We start from the raw sequence: 20,996 nt of genomic DNA on the forward strand, positions 1-20,996 counted from the left end.
ATTTAAAAATTATCTTTTAATCAACTTGAATTATGATTCTTCTGTAATCTGAGAGCTTAGCAATGTTATTTTCATCACTTAATTCAAATATGACATGAATGGTCGTTCCTTGAGCATCATCGGGAATTTGTATTAATGGTTTTGATGTAACGTCATTTTGAATATTGATATCTTTTTTAGAATACGTCCCCGCTTCATGATATATCCACCAATGATAGTTTAACATATCGTCGTCGGGGTCTGTTGAAGCTGACCCATCAAGTACGATTTGCTCTCCGGCTTTTGTATTTATAATGTGAATTTTCTCCGTATCATCCCCATTAATAGCTGCAACCGGATGATGATTGGCATTTTCAAAGGAAGCAACACACCAATCCATGCGACCTTTGAAATCGTCAAAGTAGGCTTGTCGCCATCGCCACACAGGCGCGTATATATTATTATAAATAGAATCCATTGCGGTATCCGTCCAAGTATCTTTTGCCTCTGCATATACTTCAAAATCTCCATAATTCACTTCCGTAGCTTTTACACTTTGATGTCTTGAATATACATTTTTCACTTTTTCCGCAGAGAATCTACCACTCCAACCACCCCAATGGGGTTTTGTAAAATCGGTCATACCTTGATGTACCAAGCCCAACCAAGGAATAGTGCCTCCTCCTTCTATAAATACCATTTTCCCTGAGTGGTTCTCGCGTAGTGGATATACCCAACCCAAAGCGCCGTGATTTTTAATATGTTCCAACGCCCATTGATGTTGACCAGTTGCACTGTAAGTATAAGGTTTCCAGGTATGTGGCCCCTTTTTGTCCTCATCTTTTGATTTCCCCCAAGCCCATGCCGGACCACCATAAGCATAGGTTTGATAGTTGCTGCGTAGCCAATTGATTTCGGGATAATTGGCACATATCCATGCACCGGCGTCATCTTGCGCACCATTTTCAAATACCCAGATTTTTTTGAGCAGATTTTTTAATTCTTTTTTTGAATGTGCTGCTTCATAATCCATTAGCGCCTGCGCTAGCGTGTTGGAGCCCGCATTTACTACAATATATAATGGTCTTTGGTCTTCTTTTAAAAAACTATTCAATAGGAGTTCTGAACCTTGATTACTTTTTCCTTTACTGATTGCGGCAACCCCATAATCCGTATGTCCAGATACAACAATAGACTTTAAATGTGATGGTTCGGGGTAGCCATCTGCATGCTTTTTTAAATTGGGATATACTTTTTCGTATCCATTAATAATTTTATGGAAAAGTTCAGGATATAGCCTTCGCCGCTCAGGCAGACGATGTTCTGAGTTCAGGTACTTTCCACTTACTGCAATAAGGCCTTCCAAATCAAACTCATTGGAGTACAGTAGCATATGGGCCATCTGTTGTTCTTCATCGGGTTCATTACCCATGTCTGCTAGGATTATTAAACGTGAATTCTTCTCTTGGGAGTAGGTAGTAGTCATACTACTGAGCATGAAGATTACTAATACAAATCGTAGTCCTTTCATCTTATATTTATTGGTTTTGTTTCGCTATTTCAATATCCTGTTCCACCCATTTTGTGATTTCCATCCAGTCTACATGACCGACCCTATTGGTCCATAAGGGGTTTTTATTCTGTTTTAAAGCTTGGCTGACATATTTTTTCCAAAAACCCAATGCTTTGGTTAGTTCGTTGACAGCTTTTTTTTGGTATTGCCTATTTTTGGTTTCTCGATATAGGGCAACCTGTGTAGCACCTGCAATTTTATGCGCGTAGTATTTGCCTAAATAGGATATCGTTTCAATATCGTTTAGTGTATGTGATAGTTCTATATTGTTTCCTGTATTGAGCGTTTCCAAATTCAATAGCGCACTATCAGAAAGTTGATGTAGTTTTTTAGAGACTTGTAACGGACTCGTACGTGTGGACGTACTATCTTTAACCTTCATTTTAACATAATCCGGAATGGATTGATTGCCTGACTTTGGATGCACGCCCAAAGAGATGAATCGATTTACGTCATGAAATCCAGTCTTGTTGCTAGCAGGTTTTGGATGACTGATACAAGCTTCAATGTACCATTGAAAGTCCAAACTTCCCCAATGAAAACCAGTAGTAACTGGATAAATCATAGATGCTTGCTGCCATGCTTTTTGCAGTTTTTTCGCGTCGGTATTTGGAAAACGATTGGCAATCAAGGCTGTAAATCGCTCGTTGCCAATTTCAGGATCATAGCTCAATCTGCCCCATAAGAGCCATTGGTACCAATGCTTTTGAATTTCTAATTGACCGAACAGTTCAGGGTCCTTAGTGAGGAAATCCCGTCCCCAAATCCATTGGTCAGAACCAAAATAAATGCCTTTGGCCACTTCATGTGGTATCTTATTAATGAACCCACGGACAAAGTCAGGAGCTCCCCAACGAAAATAGTACGTATCATCATTCCGCAGCCCCCAAATGGTTTTCATCCCTTCAATATCGGCTACAAAATTGTCCTGTTCATGATACGGTTGTTCCATAGCACTGTAAACGTGTGCCTTTGCATATTTAAAACAATATAAGAACTCGACATTATCTGCACTCAGTACCGGTTTGAACTTTTTTGCAATCTCTTTGGCTCCTGTCTGGTGCTGTCTGTGTATAAAGGTGAATTGCCGGTCGGACATCTCTTTTGCAGCGTCCAAAATACCTTTGGCATAGGTTTTATAAGCCCAATCTTCACGTTCTTTGGCATTTGTGCGTTTGCCATTGTTCTTCATGTTTTCACCAGTGGTCAAACCGATACCGGCTAAATCAGGATAGGTGACAAACAGTTGTTTTATACTTTTCCGAAAATAGTCTTGGGTAATTTCGTTATTTATATCATCTGTAATGCCATACTTTCCCCCTGTGCCATAGTCAAAAATGTTCCAAGTGATAATATGAAAATCGATATTGCGCTGTTTTCCGTAGGTCATTACTTTTTTCCAAAATGTTATTTTTTCTTCAATGGAAATTTTTTTGAGGGTTTCGGTACTGTCTAGTATATGTGGGGCGTCCATACCTATACCGTTGAGGTTATAAAGTTCTTTCCATTTGCCGGTGGAGCGTTTTACATCGTCTAAGGCGATATCTTCATAACCGGGTACTTTTACCAAAGAAGGGAAAGGATGAAGACTCCAAAGTGAAATGTAGTTATAACGATAGCGTGCCATGGTATCGATGTAATCTTTCCAAAAATCAAAGTCCCACATGGTTTCAATATTCTGTTGTCCGGTGTCACTTGCATCAGAATAGCTAGGGGTACGAACATCCAATGGGATATTGAACTTAGGCCCTCGCATTTCCATATATGGGTTCTTGAGCAAAGGTTGTATCCTTTCAATCCCATATAGTTTTATTTGTTCGGCGAGTTCCAGACCGCCATACATTAACCCTTCGGTATCAATCGCAATAATCTCTATTGCATCGTTCTCTTTTTTGATTTCAAAGCCCTCAGATTTAATTGTGGTATGGACACTATCTAAAACAAAGGTTATGGTGCCTTTCTTTTCCTTTTGAATTAAATTTTTCAATCCCCTATCTGATAAAGCTTCTTGAATGTGTTCAATTCCGAAACTTACTTTAGCATCATCCAATAAAGTGGCTATTGAAACGACATCATTTTTTGGTGAACATGTAATAAAAAATACTAACCCTAAAAAAACGGTACATACTGTGAAAAAACATGTTTTTTTCAGATAAAATCTAGATTCTGTTTCTATAATTCTCAAAATAGGACACTTTACAATATAGGTTTAATGTTACCATCTTTTTAGAGATATGTCATCCTGTACTATACTGGATTTTTAAAGCAAAACACCATTTTCTTTTCGGGCAAAAAAAAGCACCAATGAATTAACATAAGTGCATCAATAGTAACGTGTTTGTTCTAAAAATTATTCTTTCACAAATTTTTTCCTCACGGTTTCGTTCTTGCCTATGATTTCCAAAACATATATTCCTTTTGATAATGCACTTACATCAAGTTGGGAATAAGTGCTATTACCTTCAATATGCTCTGACTTAACCTTACGACCTGATAAATCATACACATTGATTGTATTCATTTCCTCTAGGGTATCAATTCGTAACGAGTAACTTACAGGATTTGGATATAACTTAGAATCTGATGCTACTTCCTCTAAATCTTCCGGTATTAAAAGTTGTGTTGTAAGATTAGTACTTACTGATTCCAAAGTCCATTGTGCTCGTGCACCATTCCAGGTATTTGTGTACTCAACAATACCTGTTGAAGTATTTACTGCTAAATAACCTCTTCCAGTAAAATTGTTTTTAAACCTGTAGATGTTTCCACTAACTGATTCAACACTCCATTCTTTATCATCCGTAGTAACCACCGGTTCTATGTTACTACCAACAACTACACCATTTCCATTTGTATCCAAAACTCCTCTACCCCCTGAAAATTCTGAATCTATATTGTATAAGCCTGGTGCCGATTCTACCACTCTCCAAAGCCTATCACTCCCGCTAGGAGAGCTGCTCGAAGCCACAGTTGCCCCATTCGAATCCATATATAGTCCGGTAGCCACATTTTTAAACCGATAGGTGCCCTCTATTGAAGAACCACCAGTACTACCAGCGGGCTCTGGTCTAGCCTCACTGTATGTTTCTGCCACCCGCATGTCGTCAAAATCTGTCAGAATGCGATAGTCACAAGCATTTTCATTGTAAGAGCCCCACTTCATGTAGACTTCAGACCCATCATTGGTTCTGTGATATGCCCTTTTATTATCATTTGCCAATACTACTTGATATTCATCAAAATCAGAATTCATCAAGGTTTGCTTTGAACCGTTGAACCAAAATTCTATAAAACCGTTGTATCTGTTGTTGGAATTATCGAAATCTCGATCTACCTTGACTCTAAACACCAAACTTACCCAACTATTTTCGGAAACGTTTTTTTTCCAAATGGTTGTTTTTCTTTGGTTTATAGACCCTGGTCTGTTCCAGTTGGGTTCTGCGGGCCCATAAGCATTAATGGACAGTTCATTGCCATCATAGCCCATATTGAACGCATAGTTTTGTTTATTGGAGTTTGTATTCCCTCCCGGGTCAGTTTTCCATTGAAATACGGCTATCCCATCATTCAAATTTGGGGTTGAATTAATTCTCCATCGCCATCCGATATAATATGTCTGGCCTTCTTGCGGTATAAAACCGTTGGTACGTGCAAATTCAGCCCTTTTTCTGGATGTTGGCTTTGTAATCCGCCAGTATTTACCAAAATCGGAATCGGTTGGAGTGGATACGGTAGGTGGATTGTTGGAGTCATCAACACACTGGCTACCGGATGGATTGCTATTTCCATCGGGATCTAATCTTCTAAACACTGTTCGTACATCTTCATTTGGGTCACCGTACCAAAGTACTTGAGCCATAGACATCTCTATACATAAAAAAGCGAGTACGGACCAAGCCGCATAACGGAAAGTAATTCTTTTCATGACATGGGGTTTTATAGGTTAAATACTACAATTAATGGAATATTAACTGAATAGGTATCCTGCACCATCCTGTAAAACAATACTTTATACTTAGTGCTTTTGATAATGATTTGATGGCAATATGTGTTTCACTTCATATAGAAAACCTCTTCTAACGGATGGGAAATTGGTGAGTTATCCGGATTGGTTTCCATAATGTCCGCCATAAAAGCCCACCATTTTTTTACGATGGGATTGTTTGAAAGTTCCTGTGATCCCCCTTGACCTGAAACCTTTTGAAAGGCAAAGAGTGTATGAGTTTCTTCATCCAAAAAAATAGAATACTCACTTACTCCTGAATCCTTAAGAATTTTTTTTAACTCTGGCCACAATTCTTTGTGTCTTTTTATATAAACATCTTTTTGACCAGGATTTAATTTCATTTTAAAGGCTAGTCGTTGCATTCCGTGGATTTTGTCAGCTTACTCAGAGCAGTTTTTAGTTCTTCTTGTATTGGAATTCTTTTTCCAAACTCACATTTTCAAAGTCAGTATTATCCGGAAGCACAAAATGGTAATCGGTCTTTTTATCAATACCAACGTTTAGGATATTGGAGGATTTAAAATCCATAACATGGCCACCAAGCTTTTTATCGTCAGAAATAAAATGAAAATGAAATCCTTTTACGTTGATATTTCCGATGAAATCAGGGCAATAAAAACCAACAATGGTTCCAGAAACGTCATTGCCTTCAAAAATAGGCCTATTGGGGATAAGCACGTCAAGTCCTTCGTCAAAGGGAGGTTCTTGCTTTTTGAGTCCACCACATTTCATGTAGTTAAAAACTCCATTAATTTTGAATACGTAGAAGAAATTCTTTGAGGGGATGGTCTCTAAAAGATTTGATTTTAAAAGCTCGATGTCAGTGGTCGGTTGATTTTTTAATTCAATCGTGATTTCTTCATTGAAAAAAGCGGCGTTTGCGTATACGATGGTATCCGAATCTGCTCCTTCACTAATGGAACCATCTTCTCGAACACGATAAGCGATTCCATCAATCATCACCATTTCACCATCAAGTAGGTTAAAGGAGCCAAGTCCTGTGTCCCCCTTCGTTTTTAAGGTTGCCACAGAAAGGTCCGCATCAAAAACCTTATTGACAAAAGCCCACCAAATACTGTAATGGTAATAGGTGTCGTTTACCATTACGGCCCTTTCACTACTATCTTGTTTTTCATCAATTTTTTTTGCAGTGGGTTTTTGCTCATTGCATCCAAAAAAGCACAATAAAAGAAATACAATACTACATCCACTTAAAAACCTCATATTGAATCAATACTTTCTTTTTTTACGTTTTCTCATTTTATTCGCTTCAGAATCTCCAACAAACTTCTCTTTGTATGGATTCCATTGTAACGGTCTATTGAGTTCATAAGCGATATTGGCAATATGGCAAATGGATGCAGAACGATGTCCTGTTTCCACGTCACATATGGGCTGTTTCCTGCTTTTGATGGTATCTAACCAGTTTTGATAATGATTACCTTGGTCATTAAACAAGCCTTTAGGGTCACTTCCATTGGGCATTAGTATGTTCTTAGGCGTAGTTTCGATAAAGCTTCTGCTCACATCCAAAGTTCCTTCGCTACCTATAAAACGAACGGCCCAGCTTCTGCCAAAATCTTCATGCACTAGTTCTACACCATTTTCATAGAACATTTGCAAACCCCTTACTGCATTAGGGTCTTTGGGAGGAATAAAAGATACTGGACCCGTGTTGTCCATGCCTAAACACCATTGGGCAATATCGAACATGTGCGTGCCCCAATCTGCTAGCCTTCCACCACCAATCTCTCTAAACTCCCGCCAATCCGGGTAGGACTTCACGGCTTCAGGAGCAATGGTATGATGATAGGTCAGCAGTGGTGCCGGCCCACACCATAAATTCCAATCTATCCCTTCTGGCGTGGGTTCTGCGGGTAAGTCATAAGTACGATAGGGATCTCCAACATTGACCAATATTTTTTTAATTTCTCCCAGTTTTCCAGAGGATACTATTTCATGGGCTTTTTTAAATTTTGCCCATGATCGTTGCATACTGCCAACCTGTAGTACACTATCATATTTTTGTAGTGCATCCACCATGTCCCTACCATCTTTAATGGTATTGGTCATGGGTTTTTCACAATACACATCTTTCCCTAATTTCATGGAATCAATGGCTTGTTTGGCATGCCAGTGGTCTGGAGTGGAAATAACTACAGCATCTAAACCCTTTTGCTGCAAAAGCTCTTCATAGTTCAAATAAGTAGTTACTCCTTTATAGCCTGAAACGTTTCTTTTTTCTGCATAATAGCCCTCGACCAATTCTTTGAACCACTCTTGTTTTGGTGTCCACACATCGGTACCAGCAACAATTTGTGCTTGGGTATTGCTCAGAAACTTGTTGGCGAGGATTCCCCCTTGTTTCCCGAGGCCAATGTATCCCAAATTGATTTTGTCGTTTGGAGCTGTAAAGCCCCTACCTAAAACATGTCTTGGTACAATAGAAATTAGACCTGCGGTCAACGCAGTATTTCTGATGAATTTTCTCCGGGAGATGGATGCCTTGGTATTGCTATTGGTTTTCTCCTGTTTTTTCATGTTTGATTTTTTTGATTTTGTCCAATATTTATCTTAATCCATTACGGTAAACAAGGATGTGTAAGTTGTTGTAAGTTATCACTTCCTTTAAGTTCAGAAGCTATTTGGCAGTATTTTTCAATACTCAGCATACTCCCTGAAGTTACGAACATTCTTCGTAATCGTTCTATGGCTTTGTCCATATCACCTAGCTGTTCGTAAGGCCAACTGTTTTCTTTATTTAAGTATGGATAAAGATAGTCATATGCTTTTTGCATATCCCCATCAGGTGATTTTTGGTTCCATAAATCTACATTGACTCCCTCTTTTCTTCCATAAAATGCAAGTTTTGTAAGTCCTGATAGATTTAGAATGCTATAAGTAAGCGCCTTTGTTCGCTTAAGCTCATTAGGTTGACTCCCATCAGCTTCGATATGCTCGGCAATTCTTTTTTCAAAAACATTTTCCAAAACTGCCTTTGCTTCAGCTGTTTTATCGAAGAATAACAACAGCGCTACTTCTTGGACGTCGTATAATGTACCGTGATTATTGGTTCTAGATTTTTCAAAAAGTCCAAATTCGCTGGTCTGTAGCCATTTGAGATACTCGTCCATCCACTGTTTAATAGCACTGTCCAAATCAGGTTCTAGCAATTGATTTAGTTGCAAAATTTCTATGGCAGTCAGGATATTAACGACACCTGAGAATTCTATGATGCCAAAACCCCTTCCCGTATTCTCGCCGGGTATGCCTTGGGCGTGATTTAAATTGGGGTTCATTCTAGTGGCCTCATCCACAAACCAGACCTTTAGAAGTTTTTTAATTTTATCGGCATATTTTTCATCATCAGAAAAGAAGTATGCTAATGAAAGGCTACTTACGTTATTGAACATTTTGTTTTTGGCAGTTTTATCTACATTCTCCCCTCTAGTGACCGGGTTGACTTCACCATCTTTTCTTATCCATGGAAGTCCGTCCGTTTTTTCTGGATCTGGCCACCAATATGGTGCCAAGCTCAAATAATCATGCTTATCGCCACTGGCTGCCACTTTCTTTTTTTGTATTACAGAAAATGGACCTTCTTCTAATGCATTATCCGCAGCTTCAAGCAATTTTTCGTAGGCTGGCAGATACGTTTCCGATTCATTTTTTATTGCTTGTTTCACCAACAATAAATTGTCGTAGTTGAGGCTGGTCAATGTACTACTTATAACAGGTATGGTATTTGTTTTCGGAACATGGTTTTCTTTGGGATCATTTTTATTTTCTGCTGTAAAATCCTGCCCAAAAGTATGGGCCTTTACAAAAAAGATAACTAAAACCGCTAATTTAAATGAGTTGATATACATATGGCCTATTCTAGTTTTAATAACTCACTTCCTGCCAATAAAAAAGCTCCAGTACCATAGTTTTGCCAGCTATCCTTGGTTGCAGGTTCTGGACTAGCGCCTATATCCTGTACCCAACCAACCATACCATTTTCATGCTGACATGCCACTAAAGCCTTCCAGGCTTTTTTTACCTCCGGGGTATATTTGGTTTCATCAAGAATGCCATTGTTCACCCCCCATGCCAAAGCATAGGTGTAAAACCCACTTGCACTTACTTCACCATGGTCAAATGATTCGGGAGACAACAGACTGGTTCGCCATAATCCATCATCTTGTTGTAAAGAAGCTATTCGGGATGCCATTTCCTTGTAAAGATTCAGGTAGAAATCATAATGCTCATACTCTTTTGGTAAATCGGTTAGTATTAAAGCTAGGCCACTAAGTACCCATCCATTTCCTCGGGCCCAGAATATTTTCTTGCCATTTGGTTCTTTTAAATCCTCATCATTTACACCCCATTGAAAACGGGTATCTCTGGCAAAAAGTTTTTCCTCTTTATCGTATAATAGGTCATAGGTTTCCATGTAATACTTGTGCATGGCATCTAAGTATTTTTGTTCTCCAGTTTGTTTGGCATAAACCGTAATTACAGGCGGAGCCATAAAGAGCGCATCGCACCACCACCAAAGAATTTTTTTCTCTTTTTTCTTGTCCGTCCCGTCTTTCCATGAGTTTGGTTCGTAGAGGTGAGTGTCCAAAAATACTTTTGTTGGTCCAAGGTCGACTAAGTTCTTCCTTGTAGCATTGGCATAGAGGTACATATACGAAATGGCGACATCATCAGCATGATATGTGCGGTATAGTGGTTTCCATTCATTGTAATACCCCATCGTTTTTAAAGCAGCTAAAAAAATGGGATTCTTTGTTGCCTGATGGGCTTTACTTACCCCAACATAATATGCTCCGTTGGTCCAGTCTGTTGGCGCCAATGCAAAAATTGGATGTGCTTCTTGCCATTCTAAGGCTTTTACCATGGCTTTTTCAATTTGCACCTTATCCAAAGTATTTTGTGCGAAGAGGTTCGAACAGGCTAAAAACAAAATTAGTGCTATGCCTTTGCGTTGTAATTTTTGTGATAGTTTGCTTTTCATTGTGCTGTGTTAGAATAGTATTAGTTATGGTGTGTTGGAGTATATGACTTCATATGATTTGCTCCTGACTTAAGTATGATTTTTTTGGTTGTACTTACCTTGGGTTTACCATCTTCAAAAGAGATAAACACTGCGGCTGTTTCTTCTTTTTCAACTTTGACACTTAAATTCCCATAATTCAAAGCACTGCCATCACCTATATAAGTTGAAAATAAGTTGTTACGTTCATCTAGGGTGATAACAGCATAGCGCCCGGTGAATGATAATTTTTCTTCTGAATCAGTATACATATCCAATGGAGATTCTTGAATGATAATGTATTGTTTTAAGGGTCCACTGGAAGATTCACTTGTAACTTGAAAACCTTTGAATATACCGTCATGCTCTATTTTAGTTACCGATGTAAGATGGCTCTGATTGTTGCTGATGGGCTCATAGATTACTGCAAATGGATTATGCCATGCCTCACCATTTTGCCGAACAACAAGAGTAGGGGTCTTTGCATCACGATACACTTTAGGACCTTCTAAAGTGGGTGGTGCCATGGTTTTGGTGTAGGTTCTATTTTCATTACCCATGATGAAAGCCTTCATACCAATAGATGTTTTGGCAAGTTTTTCCGCTTTGAATACCGCAGTAACATTTTCTTTAAATGTATCACTAGACTTAATTTCTTTGAAATAATGCCAACCAGGGTGGCGAGCTTCTTTGTTATTTGTCCAGGGTTTGTTTTTGGAATTTGAATATCGATTGGGGTCAGAAGTTAAGGTTAGTTCTCCTTTGCTATGTTTTAATTGAAGAGATTCTCCAATGTTGTGGTAAATGTAATCATGGAATTCATTAGGTAACTCAGATTTGGAACGGAACACATCGATATAATATCCGGTAGTGGGTGAAGTTCTCACAATACCCATGGTCCGTTCCTGTATTGCTTCTGCATTATCGCCTTTATCATCTTTAAAACTTGTCATTGAGAATGAATGAAATGGTGATACAGGTTTTTTTTCTGGCCTAGGTTCAACGGCAATTTGTGCTACTGTATTAATTTCCAATCCGGCCCAGCCACCTTTACCTTCAGAAGCACCATTGACCACCACGGTATTGTTAGAAGCAAAAATCCGATAGTAATTTTCATGGATTTCGGTTCGGTATGTGCTACGGCCTGCTTTATTACCTAGTACGAAACCTTTGCCATATAATTCCATGAACATTCCTGTAGCATGCCCATGAACATAATGACCACCACCAACAAAACTCATTAGGCCGTCTTTGGGATTATTGGTTTCACTCAGATTTCGTTGCAAAACAATACCGGCAAAAGGTAACTCATCTGTTGTAGGCAAGGGATAGTCTTTAACGCTACCCTCAATGCTAGGTTCAAACCAAAGTAACTTAGTGGGTTCACCATAATATGTGGCACTATAACTTCTCTCCTTTAATTGAAATCTCTTATACTTTTTATCGGCAACAGCACTATTGATAAGTGAGCCAAATTTATCTTGTAATATTTCTAGTTTTTCAAGTTTAGCTAGATGATAAGCAGTTTCATAGGCATGATGATTGGGACGATATTGGCGATGGCCATCACCAAAGCTAAGCGTTTCTGTTTTATTGGGATAGGTCAGAAAATAATCTTTGGGCAGTACCTCTAAAATATGGGAATTGTTATTGCCCAATTGTAATGAAGGTCGATATTTGACCATGATTGTCATCAAATACGTCAAAAACCGATTTACTCCGTTTGAATAATTGATGCTCTCGGGCCAATCCCCACCATAATCAAGATAGTGGGCGCTTATCTTTTCGAAAGCATCTTGGCGTCTGGTATTTTTTGTTAAAAAATAGGGCAGTAGTTCTTCACGTTCTTGTTCATTATCCAATGCCAAGATGTTGCCTACCAAACTTGGAGATTCCAATATGGGCCAATTACAGTTTATAATCCCTCGTTCAAGTGCGAGGTCAACATAAGTTCGAAATACCTTTTGGCCATTTGAAAAATCAAAAAGTACCATTTCAGCTGCTGCTAAATCATACACTTTTCCATCCTGCTTTAGATACGAATGCACAAAATCATAAATGATGGGCAATTGTGCTCCTATTTCCCTTGCCTCGCGAAGATGATCTCTGATGTAAACCCAGCCTGCATTGTGATATTCTTTTTTTATGGGGAGTTGAAGCAGGCCATTGACAAACGTATGAAGTATGGTAGCTGCGTATTCCGCATACGATTCTTCTTCCGTCAAAAAATAAAGTACACCACAATCTACAGCAGTTTGCAAATAATGCATCATTAGGTCTTGTTCCTGTCTGTCCTTTCCATTAAAAGAGATGTATGTTTTAAAGGGAGGGTAGTTTTTGGCTTTATTTAAATCCAAATTCCATGGTAGTTGGAATAGGTAACGTTCTTTATCTTTTTGATACTGTGCGATATCTTTTTCAACCCTTTTCTGGAATTTTTTATAGTACTGCTTTACTTGAGGGTAATCTTTAATTTTTTGTAAAATTTCAGTTTTATCAGCTGGTTTTACCCAAATTAATGGACGCTCTGGTGATTGGGCAAGTAGCTTATTGCTTACTATAAGCATACAGGTAATTATCAAAGTCAAAACTTTTAACTTACTATACCTTATTTTTAGTTGTCGACCCATACTCATTTTTCCAATCTAAATTTTGCAGTTAGATTTTCTTTTGAAGAAGTTCCCACCATGACGCTGTAGTCACCTGGTTCTAAAATTTTCTCCATTTTTAGCCCTGTGAATTCCAGCATTTTTGGTACGATGGTGAAAGTGACCGTTTTTGATTCATCAGGATTGAGCTCAATTTTCTCAAATCCATTTAACTCTTTGTCAGGTCGTGTCACAGAACCTATCTCATCTTTAAGATAGAGTTGCACCACCTCTTTGGCTTTCATTTTACCTATATTGGTGACTTGAACGTTAACCGTAATTTCTGAAGTTGATGTCATTGTTTCCGAAGAAAGACTAAGGTTACTGTAAGCAAATTTTCCATAGCTCAAACCAAAACCAAAAGGATATAAGGGACCATCTTCTAAAAACAAATAGCCTTTTTTATTGTTGATTTCCTTCATGCTGTAATGAAAGGGTAGTTGACCGATAGAACGCGGTACGGTTACAGGTGATTTACCAGATGGGGAAACTTCCCCAAAAATGATTTTTGCCATAGATGAATCTCCAAATTCACTCAAGTCCCAACCATCTAAAATAGCGTCCGCTTTTTCTGAAATTGTATTGACTGAAAGGGTCCTTCGGTGTTTTAAAACAACAATGACCGGTTTGCCTATTGCTTTTACCCGTTTTACCAATTCGTCTTGGGCGCCGACAGGGTCAATTGTGGCACGATCACCCAATGCAATATTAAAGTAAGCTTCTTTAGAGGTGAATTCATCCCCACCTAGAAACAGGATTACTACGTCCGATTGTTTTGCTATATCCAAAAGCTTGTCCAGTTCGTCAGGTGTGGTAGAACGCATTTTTGGTACACTTGTATTCCCATCGGTCAATTCAAAACCCTGTTCGGCAGTAAATGTAATCGTGTTTCCTGCAACTTCTTCAAAAGCGGTTTTGGTTCCCTTATCTAGTAACGGACCCAACAGCGCGATTTTCTGCTTTTCTTTTTTTAAGGGGAGGATGTCGCCTTCATTTTTTAGAAGGATGATAGATTCCAAATCGGCCTCTTGTGCCAACGCTAAAGAAGCTTCGGAACGCACTTCTTTTTCAACTTTTTTAATATCAACATACGGATTATCAAACAGCCCAAGAATCATTTTTGTCCGCAGTACCCGTTTCACGGAACGGTCAATCATTTTTTCAATACTTGGGTCTTTTTTGACCATTTCAGGCAGGTAAGCATACGAATCTTCGGCATACAAATCAATATCAATGCCGGCAACCAATCCCATCAGGGCTGCTGCTTCTGGGCTTTCAGCCACTTTCATAAAGTAGTACAACCGGGCAATATCGTTGGAATCGGAAACTACATAACCGTCAAAACCCCACTGGTCTCTCAAAACTCCGGTAAGCAATTCTGGATTTCCATGACTGGCAACACCGTTTAAATCACCATGAGAGGCCATGATTCCCAAGGTGCGTGCTTCCTTTACCGCCGCTTCAAAAGGTGGGTAAATTTCGTCTATCAATGTTCTGGGCGAAATTTCTACTGCTGCGAAATTGGATCCGCCGAGCACTTGTCCATAACCAGCAAAGTGTTTTGCAACCGCTCCAATGTGTGTTCCATTGCCAAGGCCTTCATAATTACCTTGAACTCCTTTGATAGCATTGACGACCATTTGAGTGGTCAAATAGGTGTCTTCCCCAAACGCTTCCGACATACGGCCAAACCTTGGGTCTCTTACGATATCAGCTTCGGGAGAGTGGCACATGTGCATACCGCGTAAACGGGCTTCTTTACCAACTACATCCCAAATTCGATTGACCAGTTCTGGGTTAAAGGAAGCCGCTGAGGTTATCGGACGTCCAAATTTTGTACAGCCCTCGGCATCTACACCATTGTAGGATTCGGTTATAAATAATGCAGGGATACCCCATCGATTACTTTTAATTATATATTTCTGAAGGTCATTGTTCAGTTTAGCCGCTGCCAATGGCGAAATATGTTCTCCAGGATTTTTAATGCCGGCTATACCGAGTTTTAATTTTTCAGTAACCTTTTCGGATAGTACTAGTTTTCCTTTTTCATCTGATTTCACACCGATGTTGGCGTGAAAAATTCGCATCTGGGCTACTTTTTCTTCCAATGACATTCTTGGCAATAAATCTTCAACACGTTCTTCAATAGAAAGAGACGTGTTTTGATAAGGCATTTTGTTCTTTTGGGCACTTGCGCTAATTGCCAAAAGCAATAGATAAAATAGAAAACGGTATTTCATGCGTATTATCGTTATTTATAAAATTTAAAATTGTCAATCTCAACTGCCCCACCACTTTTTTTATGAATCAAAAAGTATAGGTTCTCGGTTTCTTCAAATCCGGTGGTGATAGGTATTGAAACTGATGTGAAATTTTTGTCCAGTGGTGCAATCTGGATTTTTTTGGATGCCAGCACCTCACCATCCAGTTGATTCCTTCGAATTTCAATAGAAAATTGGCTTTCTTCAATCGAATCAATCGTAAACGTAATTCCTGAATATCCTTTAATCTCTTTGATGTTCGGAAAATTCAAATAGCTCTTTTTAGCATTTGTAGCAACAATAAATCCATTTTCTCCATATTCTTTTTTTACCATACCTTCCATTTTAAAGTAATCCTCAGCTTCAATTACAGGTTGATCGGCGTTATAATTTGCGACACCAATGCCATCTACACGGATTGTAGCGATTTCGCCATTGTCTTTATAATGTACATAGCTAATGAAAGTGTCCCTGAACCATCGGTTACCAGTTTGGCTTATATCGCAATACGTATAATACCATTGGTTGTGCCACTCAAAGAACGAACCATGCCTGCCTTGAAGAAATCCATTTGGCCAAGTAGGGGCTTCGTAACCCTTGGCAAAGCTTTCTTTTTTTATAACGGTGTCTATATAGTTATATGGGCCATATAGATTATCGGATATGGCATAAAAACAGCCCCACGATAGGTAATACTTGTCTTTATACTTGTGAACAAAAGGTTTGTCGTCTGTTGGTTTTTCAGTATTATTTCCGTCCTGATTATATGGCCCCCTTGGATTTTTGATTTCAATTTTCCTTGGTGTTTCGGCCAGACTTACCATATCGTAGTTGAGCTTGGCGATGTAATAGTCCCAAACACCAAAGATGATGTAATGTTCACCATCTTCTTCAAAAATGGCCATATCATATTCATCTGAAGGGGTAAGGTCTTCTTTCAATAGTGGTTCTCCAAGGGGGTCTGACCACGGGCCCGTTGGTGAATCGGCAACCATAACCCCAGTTTGTTGATTACGTTCTGAAAAATACCAATAGTATTTTCCGTTTCTGTATCCGACGTCGGTTGCCCAACAGCCCTCAAAAGGTTTTCTAATATAGGTTTCTTCTGGTTTTAGGGTACTTCTGTGCGTCCAATTGACCAGGTCAGGGGAGGACCACACCCACCAATCTTCCATGATAAATCTCTTGTTTTCTATAGATTTGTCATGGGAAGCATACACGTAAGCGGTATCTTTAAATATGTGTATATGCGGGTCGTTAAGTCCTTTGTTTGGGACGATAGGATTTTGTCCTGTAGCGATTAGCCCCATCAGGAATAATGAAAAAAGTAATGTATTTTTTTTGTTTTGCATATCGATTCTACCACTTAAGGTCTAACAATTTCACTTCTCTCCGCATTTTGAGCTTCCGATAATGTCTTTCCTTCTATAAACAACACAAATCTGTCCAATCCATGGAATCTTGACCTTCCGGAAACCTCCATCGTATATATGCCAGCAGTTTCAAACGTCACAAAAATATCATGCGGGTCGTTATCACTGGTATTGGAACGCCAAAACCATTCACCAACTCTGTTCATATAAATTTTGAACCAACCATCTGCACTATTTCCTTCTGGATTAGGAGTTTTACCAGTACCCTTGGGATATACCGTGCTACCTTCCCTTTGCCCAAAAAAATCTGCTGCATCCCCAAATCGAAGCCAAGAATCATTGGCTTCTGAAATACTATTGCCCTCAGAAATTCTTGAACGCCATACGAACTGGTACGTTCCTGGGGAGGTGATGTTTATTTTATAGGTCAATATTCCGATACCTGGTGTCGTGAAGTTATCTTCCTTGTTCCAAATCAGATAGCCTTCCCCATCAAAGCCTTCCAGGGTTGCTCCTCGTTCCCACTCAATCGTTCCTTCAACGGTTTCGAATTCGACGCTGACAATACCGTCTTTTTCCACATAGGTCAGTTGATCAACGGTAGGGCTAGGATTTACTGCATTTTCCGGTTCTTCTTGCTCTTTTTCATTACAAGAAGCTATGAAGATTAACATAACCCATAATTTAAAGTGCAAGTAATTCATTTGCTTAGTTTGAAGATTTCGTTATTGTCTTTGAGAAATGGATTTGTACGGGCCCTATCAATCCTGAAGGAACTAATGGATCATCTTTCTTATAAAAGGGCGCTGTGGTGAAAGTTGTTCTTTTTCCCGGGGGCCTAGGTTCATTGTTGGTGTACCATTCTGGCATTGTCAAAGATGTAGCTCTATGCTGCCCTAGTTGATACCCACCATCATTTGGGGGATAGCGTTCATCACCAATCAAACGGTTGCTCCATAGATTGGTAAGTTGAATTTCTAAGGTATTGTTTCCAAGATGAACAAAATCGGTTACGTCCAACTGGAAAGGTGGCATCCACGAAACAGCAACTTTTTTTCCATTGATGATAACTTCTGCAGCGATATGGACCGTCCCCAAATCTAAGGTTACGTTCGTATTCGCTTCAATCTGGTCTTTGGTCAAATTGAAATCTTTGACATACGTAGCAGTACCGCTGTAATGGTTGATTGAATCCATTCCATGTTTGCTCCAGTCCACTAAGGATTCAAATTGCACATTACCGCCATAACCATGGCCTTCTTGGAACGAAACTTCCCAATCTTTTGAAATATCAACGGGTTCAGGAATATCTTTTATTGAAACTTTCCATGTTTTTCCTGATGATAATTGCACGTCGTAATTACCGATTGTAGCTGTAGTGGCTTGTATTTTATTCTCTTCGGATAAAGTAAAAAATACATCTTTTACAGGACTTGGAACCGATTCAACATCGGAAGCTTCTTCACGGAAAACCACGAATACCGATTCGCCTGTATTTAATTCAATATCTGTAACTGTACTATTTCCGTCATTTTTGAACTGTGCCATTTTGGTAATGCTTCCGTCCATGGGATTCCATAGTTCAGGAATTTTATTAGCTACCCTAAAAGAGGTCTTGAACGTTTTGGTACCAATGGTATCGGCATTGAAAAAGAAGTAAATGTCCTCTTCCTTTGTTTTTCTGTGGAAATAATCTACGGCATCACCATTGAGAATGTCCATATCGGGCTCCAATTTAGCGGTGTTCATTACCTTTTTCCAATCATCTGCTTCACCTATTAAAGGTGCCAATTCCTTGGCCAATTGCTCAAACTGCTTTTTTGATTCTGCTGATGCTTGATATCCGGATAGCTTTTTCGGTCTATCACCGAAAATGGTAACCCCGCTTTTTGCAATTTCAAGGATTCGCTTTAGTGTTGGCAGAGAAAGTGTCTCACTATTTTTCAACACCAATATTTTGTAGGTGGTTCCCTCCGGAAGTTTTAATTCGCCATTTTCAATTTTTAATCGGTTGCGAAGTACATCGGTGTTGACATTGTCAAAATTGATTTGTTTTGGAATCACGGGATTAAAATCTGTTCTGTAATAGGAAGAATTTGGGGTTCCTTCACCCACATAGACCAACATATCGGAAACTGGTACGCCTTGCCGAAGCATATGAGAACCACGAGCGATATAATCAAACCAAGCAGCTCCTGCGTTTTTCCACCAGGTTTGGGTACGGTCAAAATGAAAGCCCCAACGGTTCATGGTCATGCCGGGTTCGGCATGAGTGTTGGCTTGATGCGCAAAACGATGAAACATAAACTCATTAATACCATAGGTCCATGCCAAGTCACCAGAAGTTTTTGCCATTGCAGGGTGACCTTTCCAGTTGATTTCTGGCCTTGAGGTAAAGGATTCTGCAGAAATCACAGGTTTCCCATAAATATGGGCAGAAGAAACCGCGGATGCGGTCTGGGTAATGGGTCTATTCATCCAAAATTCGCCCATGGGGATATCGGTTACGCCACCTATGTCCAAATCATTTAAAGGGCCAAATCCATAAGGTTCAATGTAGCTTTCCAGACCATCAGCATTACAGAGTTCGGTAAAGTATTGAAAATAGTTTTTGGTCATTAAGTTAGTTATGACTTGACGATAGTCATAAAGAACGGCTTCAGAGGCTTCGGGACTTTCTATGAAACGCCCTGCAACTAGAGGTAGTTTAGAGATGAAATCATACCCTTTTTCATTTGAAAATATTTCAACAAAACCCTCTGTCCAGTTTTGCCCTCCCATTTCGTAGCTGTCGATTTCTGCATATTTTAAAGCATTAGGAGCTATCGCTTTTGAATTTTCAACTACCTTTTTGATAAAGGCGTCGTAGTGTTTTTTAAAAGGCGCCCGACTTAATTTATCTACCTCCAATCCCCGTCCCTCATCAGATGCAGGATTATTGAAGGCACCTGTAGAGGTATACCCGAAACGTAAGATAGTCCAGCTTCCTCTGGGTAGAGTTGCTTTCAGCATTCCGGCTTCGGTCATGTTTTTGCTTAAATCCTTGATGTCCTCTTTGGAGATGATCATTTTATCTTCTGCATTGCCAATCACATCCAATCGGTGGTCTTCTGTTCTGGTAATCGAAGTTCTGCCTAATGGGTTGTTTATAAAATAAGTGCTGGTGAGCTGCACTTCTTTCAGTTTGGTCGGTTGATTGAACTGTAATCTAAAATACTTTGAAGTAATACCTTCAAAATGGTCGTTGATGGCCCACTCCCCTTTTCCGGTTCGGACTTTAAATAAATCTCTTACGTCCTTGAAATTTGTACCATCGTCACTGGTCTGCAAAATTGCTTTTGCATGCCTGTCATTGAAGACGATCTTGACCGAGCGTATGGTCTTTGGATACTGGTAGTTGAATTGTAGCCAAGGATTCTTATTGTTTTTGGCACCTAATTCGGATACATCATCGACTTTACCATCAGAAACTATTGAAATATCAAGGCGTTTATCTGAAGAAGTTAGGGTGGGCGTGTTAGTGGCATCATCCAGTTCGGATTCCAAAGCTGGATAGGCGATTACGGCAATGTCTCTATAAAAACCTTCTCGTTCCGTTGGTTTTTCAAGTGCCAATTCAATGTCTCCACCAGATACTTGCGTTTCATTCCAAACTACCATTTTCATGGATTCCTCAGGGGTGATCCATGGGCCACCACTAGCAGACCATCCATCACAATTGTGCACCCCAAAAGTGAGTCCCAATCGCTGAGCTTCCTTGGCGGTATGTGAAATCATCTCATGATGTTCGGGAGAATTGTATTTGATAGGGCCATTGGGTATACCCTGTGTGATATTGAACAACAACAAGCCTCCGAGGCCAACTTCTGCCATTGCTTCTAAATCTTTCGTAATCCCGGCTTTGGTCATATTTCCGCTCATGGCGTGCATCCATGTTCTAGGTCTAGATGCCTCTGGAGGATTTTTGAATTCATCTTCTAGGTTGGATGTTTCCTTTTTCTCCGTTTGGCAAGAAAGGAGTAAGATGAACGGTAAAATAAAACTAGCTATAAAGTTTCGCATACTACAAAATCCTGGTCAACTAAAATACTTTATTGCCCTTGTTGAAGTATCCTGTACTGTATGGTGTTAATAGT

At 39.4% G+C, this 20,996-nt stretch carries 13 protein-coding genes; all 13 read right to left on the reverse strand.

The annotated features are described in order from the left end of the window. Positions 1–16 precede the first annotated feature (16 nt). The 13 genes from AAY42_RS16535 to AAY42_RS16595 all read right to left on the reverse strand — a co-directional run bounded on the left by AAY42_RS16535 (position 17) and on the right by AAY42_RS16595 (position 20,922). The gene (locus AAY42_RS16535) at positions 17–1,510 is read right to left on the reverse strand and encodes a nucleoside hydrolase-like domain-containing protein (protein ID WP_055397211.1); all 1,494 of its coding nucleotides are present in this window, start codon (positions 1,508–1,510) and stop codon (positions 17–19) included. 7 nt (positions 1,511–1,517) lie between these two features. Then, entirely contained in the window at positions 1,518–3,602 is a 2,085-nt protein-coding gene (locus AAY42_RS16540; protein ID WP_139063754.1) for a carbohydrate-binding family 6 protein, read from the reverse strand. Between the two features lie 300 nt (positions 3,603–3,902). Continuing rightward, positions 3,903–5,477: a T9SS type A sorting domain-containing protein gene (locus tag AAY42_RS16545; protein WP_082433476.1), complete on the reverse strand. Its 1,575-nt coding sequence runs from the start codon at positions 5,475–5,477 to the stop codon at positions 3,903–3,905. A 128-nt stretch (positions 5,478–5,605) separates the two neighbouring features. Beyond that, positions 5,606–5,920, reverse strand: coding sequence for an L-rhamnose mutarotase (rhaM, locus tag AAY42_RS16550; protein ID WP_055397216.1), 315 nt, complete (start codon positions 5,918–5,920; stop codon positions 5,606–5,608). A 34-nt stretch (positions 5,921–5,954) separates the two neighbouring features. Further along, positions 5,955–6,782 carry an acetolactate decarboxylase gene (locus AAY42_RS16555; protein WP_055397218.1) on the reverse strand — a complete coding sequence of 276 codons (828 nt, stop codon included), beginning with the start codon at positions 6,780–6,782 and terminating at the stop codon, positions 5,955–5,957. 6 nt (positions 6,783–6,788) lie between these two features. After that, a complete protein-coding gene (locus AAY42_RS16560) occupies positions 6,789–8,099 on the reverse strand; it encodes a Gfo/Idh/MocA family protein (RefSeq protein WP_055397220.1) in 1,311 nt (436 codons plus the stop codon). 41 nt (positions 8,100–8,140) lie between these two features. After that, positions 8,141–9,427: an alginate lyase family protein gene (locus tag AAY42_RS16565; RefSeq protein WP_055397222.1), complete on the reverse strand. Its 1,287-nt coding sequence runs from the start codon at positions 9,425–9,427 to the stop codon at positions 8,141–8,143. A gap of 5 nt (positions 9,428–9,432) precedes the next feature. Further along, entirely contained in the window at positions 9,433–10,560 is a 1,128-nt protein-coding gene (locus AAY42_RS16570; RefSeq protein ID WP_055397224.1) for a glycoside hydrolase family 88/105 protein, read from the reverse strand. A gap of 20 nt (positions 10,561–10,580) precedes the next feature. Continuing rightward, on the reverse strand, positions 10,581–13,145 hold the full coding sequence (locus tag AAY42_RS16575) for an endo-acting ulvan lysase-like protein (RefSeq protein WP_055397226.1): 2,565 nt from the start codon (positions 13,143–13,145) through the stop codon (positions 10,581–10,583). A 65-nt stretch (positions 13,146–13,210) separates the two neighbouring features. After that, positions 13,211–15,466 (reverse strand): glycoside hydrolase family 3 N-terminal domain-containing protein, encoded by a 2,256-nt coding sequence (locus AAY42_RS16580; protein WP_055397228.1) that lies wholly within the window; start codon positions 15,464–15,466, stop codon positions 13,211–13,213. An 11-nt stretch (positions 15,467–15,477) separates the two neighbouring features. Beyond that, the gene (locus tag AAY42_RS16585) at positions 15,478–16,839 is read right to left on the reverse strand and encodes a family 43 glycosylhydrolase (RefSeq protein WP_082433478.1); all 1,362 of its coding nucleotides are present in this window, start codon (positions 16,837–16,839) and stop codon (positions 15,478–15,480) included. A gap of 14 nt (positions 16,840–16,853) precedes the next feature. Then, positions 16,854–17,534: a hypothetical protein gene (locus tag AAY42_RS16590; RefSeq protein WP_055397230.1), complete on the reverse strand. Its 681-nt coding sequence runs from the start codon at positions 17,532–17,534 to the stop codon at positions 16,854–16,856. 34 nt (positions 17,535–17,568) lie between these two features. Then, positions 17,569–20,922 carry a glycosyl hydrolase gene (locus AAY42_RS16595; RefSeq protein ID WP_055397232.1) on the reverse strand — a complete coding sequence of 1,118 codons (3,354 nt, stop codon included), beginning with the start codon at positions 20,920–20,922 and terminating at the stop codon, positions 17,569–17,571. Positions 20,923–20,996: the final 74 nt, after the last annotated feature.

This window comes from Flagellimonas eckloniae (assembly GCF_001413955.1).
GTDB lineage: Bacteria > Bacteroidota > Bacteroidia > Flavobacteriales > Flavobacteriaceae > Flagellimonas > Flagellimonas eckloniae.

What these genes read in the sequence shown, in the direction of transcription:
- AAY42_RS16570 (WP_055397224.1), bottom strand. Translation starts at nt 10,560, where the DNA reads ATGAAAAGCAAACTATCACAAAAATTACAACGCAAAGGCATAGCACTA.
- AAY42_RS16575 (WP_055397226.1), bottom strand. Translation starts at nt 13,145, where the DNA reads ATGCTTATAGTAAGCAATAAGCTACTTGCCCAATCACCAGAGCGTCCA.
- AAY42_RS16580 (WP_055397228.1), bottom strand. Translation starts at nt 15,466, where the DNA reads ATGAAATACCGTTTTCTATTTTATCTATTGCTTTTGGCAATTAGCGCA.
- AAY42_RS16545 (WP_082433476.1), bottom strand. Translation starts at nt 5,477, where the DNA reads ATGAAAAGAATTACTTTCCGTTATGCGGCTTGGTCCGTACTCGCTTTT.
- AAY42_RS16590 (WP_055397230.1), bottom strand. Translation starts at nt 17,534, where the DNA reads ATGTTAATCTTCATAGCTTCTTGTAATGAAAAAGAGCAAGAAGAACCG.
- AAY42_RS16555 (WP_055397218.1), bottom strand. Translation starts at nt 6,782, where the DNA reads ATGAGGTTTTTAAGTGGATGTAGTATTGTATTTCTTTTATTGTGCTTT.
- AAY42_RS16585 (WP_082433478.1), bottom strand. Translation starts at nt 16,839, where the DNA reads ATGCAAAACAAAAAAAATACATTACTTTTTTCATTATTCCTGATGGGG.
- rhaM (WP_055397216.1), bottom strand. Translation starts at nt 5,920, where the DNA reads ATGCAACGACTAGCCTTTAAAATGAAATTAAATCCTGGTCAAAAAGAT.
- AAY42_RS16565 (WP_055397222.1), bottom strand. Translation starts at nt 9,427, where the DNA reads ATGTATATCAACTCATTTAAATTAGCGGTTTTAGTTATCTTTTTTGTA.
- AAY42_RS16595 (WP_055397232.1), bottom strand. Translation starts at nt 20,922, where the DNA reads ATGCGAAACTTTATAGCTAGTTTTATTTTACCGTTCATCTTACTCCTT.
- AAY42_RS16560 (WP_055397220.1), bottom strand. Translation starts at nt 8,099, where the DNA reads ATGAAAAAACAGGAGAAAACCAATAGCAATACCAAGGCATCCATCTCC.
- AAY42_RS16535 (WP_055397211.1), bottom strand. Translation starts at nt 1,510, where the DNA reads ATGAAAGGACTACGATTTGTATTAGTAATCTTCATGCTCAGTAGTATG.